We start from the raw sequence: 2,907 nt of genomic DNA, 5'->3' as shown, positions 1-2,907 counted from the left end.
TAACGGTAGTTGCCATTAGGTTCAGTGGTTCAGGACGGATTGTAGGAATGCGCGGGTGCGCTCGGACTGTGGACTGGTGAAGATCTTGTCGGGTGGACCCTGCTCAATGATGCGGCCCGCGTCAAAGACAGCGATGCGGTCGGAGACTTCGCGTGCGAAGCGCATTTCGTGCGTCACAATCAAGAGCGACACGTTAGTCTCGTGCGCTACACCGCGAACCACGTCGAGAACCTCACCGGCAAGCTCGGGATCCAGCGCTGACGTGATTTCGTCCAGTAGGAGTATCTCAGGTTTCAAGATCAACGCCCGAGCGATCGCGATACGCTGCTGCTGGCCTCCAGAAAGCTGCGCGGGAAAGGCATGCGCTTTGCTCTCAAGGCCAACCATCCGAAGATACTCGAGCGCGCTCTTCTCAGCCTGCTCTCTCGATAGCTTTAACACTGTTGTGGGCGCGAGGACCAAGTTTTGCAGAACGGTCAAATGCGGAAATAGATTAAATTGCTGGAATACCATGCCACACCGACGGCGGATTCGCGCCTCCTGTGCTACAGAGAGGGGCTTGCCTGCGGCATCGAAGAGGATACTTTCGCCGAAAACTCGGATATCGCCGCTGGTGGGCTTCTCAAGCGTCATCGCCAAGCGCAGCACCGTGGTCTTTCCTGAGCCGCTTGGGCCGATTAGCGTGACCTTCTCGCCGGGCCGCACCTGCAAGTCGAGATCGACCAGTACACGATGAGCACCGAACGATTTCGTGACCTCTTTGAATTCGATTGCCCACATGGCTCGTTGCGATTTTTTGTGGGTGGATCCATCTGCCTCGATCGCGTTGGAGGCTTCGGCGGCGGAGCGCGCGAAGGGTCCTGGATGACTGAATTCAGCGGTGCTAAGCATGCTGGTCCTTGAATCGGGAAAGAACGAAGAGGAACGGCAAATTCACGCCAAAATAGATGACGCCTGCCATGGTAAAAGGCTCGAGGTAGCGGAAGTTCTCGTACCCGATCTCGTTAGCCTGGCTCATCAGAACCGGCACCCCGATTGCAAAAAGCACCGCGGTTTCACGGAACATGCCAAGTACGTAGTTGAGCAGGGCGGGGAGAGCCCGTTTGATCATCAGGGGAACGAGGACGCGCTGCCACGTAATATATCGGCTCAAATTGAGCGCCACACACGCGTCGCGAAGTTCGCTTGGTATCGTGATCAGGCTACCTCGATACACCTCCGAGCAGTATGCGGCGTAGACAATTCCTAATACGCCGACGCCAATGGGAATGGCCGGAAGGGTAATTCCCACCTCGGGCAGTACATAGAAGGCGAAATAGAGCAACACAAGAGTAGGCACACCCCGAAAGAGTTCGAGCCAGAATCGCACGAAGGCCCGCCCGATCGTAGTGCTTACACTCTCCAGGATCGCAAGCAGCAGTCCCCCAATCAGCGCGATCGCCGAGGCTGCAAGCGTTACCACGATGGTATACCAAACGCCTGCCATGAGATCAGGCAAGATCTTCAGGGCAAAGCTCCAATCCCATGTCATTGGGCGGCTCCAGCAGTGGTATCCAAGGCGGGGGCGTCCCGGACTGGCAAGCGTGCGGCTTGGAGCGTACGGTTCAACGGGAGCACCTGCTCAACGGTACGAAAGGCGGCCCCGCAAAGAACGGTCAGGATCCAGTAAATGGCGGCTAGGAGGCAAAAGATAGTGGCCGTATCGTACGTCTGGGCACGAATGTAGTTGCCTACGTAGAGCACGTCTTGCACACCGATGAAGCTTACGATCGCTGTCCACTTGACCATACTCCTCGCCAGGCTGCCGAAAGCGGGCACGATCTGAGAGAGCGCCTGCGGCAGAACGACCTTCGTGAAGCTCTGCAGTTTGCTCAGCCCAAGTGCATGACACGCATCGGTTTGTCCACTATGCACGGCCTCAATGCCAGCACGGACGATTTCAGCCCCGTACGCGGCTCCATCGAGTGCGAGCACGAGAATCGCAGCCGCGATCGGACTGAGACGCGGCATGCCCGGGATAAGCGGCAGCGCATAGAACACCCAAAACAACAGAATCAATGCCGAGGGTGCGCGAACGAATTCGATCAAGAGCATTGACGCCGTTCGTATCGTCCACTTGTCAGAGAGCCTCAGCGCGCCGAGAATGATCGCGCCGAGCGCTGCGCCGGGAATGATGCACAAAGCCACCCACACCGTGACCCACAAGCCCCGCGCGAGTACAGGCCAGTACTCCAAAACGGCCTTCAATGCAGTTGCTCCTCATTCGCAGTTGGGGACGACGTCACTGGCCTTAGTGAATTTGGCGATCATGTTGGCGATCGCGTCTCCGTTAGGGTCGCCATACTTGGCCCAGAGCTTTTGGATCATGCCGTTTCTGATCAACGGAATGAGCTGCTCGTTGAATGCGTCGCGGAAGTGCACGTCTTGCTTGCGGAATGCCATACCCGACGCACCTATCGGCGACTCTTTGTCGACGATCACCTCGATGCCTTTCTGCTCCGGATTAGCGATAGTGAACTGACCGAGGATAAGCGCATCCGCCCGGCCGCTGGTGACCATCGCGATCCCATCCTGAATACCAGGGACAAATGCGATCTGCTCGGGTTTAACTTCCTGCTTCAGCACGTACGGGTACTGTGCTGAAATTCGGACCACCGCTAACTTGATATCGGGGCGATGCGCAATGTCCGCGACGCTTCTCAAATGCTTCGGATTTCCGGGGAGAACATATAGTCCGATCTGGGCTGCGTAAGTGGGCGTCGAAAACACCACTGCTTTGCAGGCGGCTTCAGTAATACTGAGGCCAGCCCCAACGTAGTCGAATTGACGGCTCTGCAATCCAGGGATCATGGCGGTCCATTCCGTGAGCGCCGGCGTAAGCGAAGGCAGGCCCATGGCGCTGAGCAC

At 57.2% G+C, this 2,907-nt stretch carries 4 protein-coding genes; all 4 read right to left on the bottom strand.

Annotated elements, in window-relative coordinates:
- Window positions 1-21: 21 nt before the first annotated feature.
- Window positions 22-780, bottom strand: a complete 759-nt coding sequence (locus BI327_RS40575) for an amino acid ABC transporter ATP-binding protein (RefSeq protein WP_076867231.1) — start codon at window positions 778-780, stop codon at window positions 22-24.
- Between the two features lie 103 nt (window positions 781-883).
- Entirely contained in the window at window positions 884-1,531 is a 648-nt protein-coding gene (locus tag BI327_RS40570; protein WP_076867230.1) for an amino acid ABC transporter permease, read from the bottom strand.
- On the bottom strand, window positions 1,528-2,247 hold the full coding sequence (locus BI327_RS40565) for an amino acid ABC transporter permease (protein ID WP_076867229.1): 720 nt from the start codon (window positions 2,245-2,247) through the stop codon (window positions 1,528-1,530). The genes BI327_RS40570 and BI327_RS40565 overlap by 4 nt, the downstream gene beginning before the upstream one ends.
- A gap of 12 nt (window positions 2,248-2,259) precedes the next feature.
- On the bottom strand, window positions 2,260-2,907 hold a 648-nt coding region (locus BI327_RS40560; RefSeq protein WP_143271802.1), incomplete at its 5' end, for a transporter substrate-binding domain-containing protein.

The organism is Bradyrhizobium mercantei, from assembly GCF_001982635.1.
In the GTDB taxonomy this organism is placed as follows: domain Bacteria; phylum Pseudomonadota; class Alphaproteobacteria; order Rhizobiales; family Xanthobacteraceae; genus Bradyrhizobium; species Bradyrhizobium mercantei.
This window is presented reverse-complemented; position numbering and strand designations above follow the sequence as displayed.

Bases quoted from the DNA above. Each gene is read 5' to 3' on its own strand.
- BI327_RS40575 (WP_076867231.1), bottom strand. From the start codon at position 780: ATGTGGGCAATCGAATTCAAAGAGGTCACGAAATCGTTCGGTGCTCAT.
- BI327_RS40570 (WP_076867230.1), bottom strand. From the start codon at position 1,531: ATGACATGGGATTGGAGCTTTGCCCTGAAGATCTTGCCTGATCTCATG.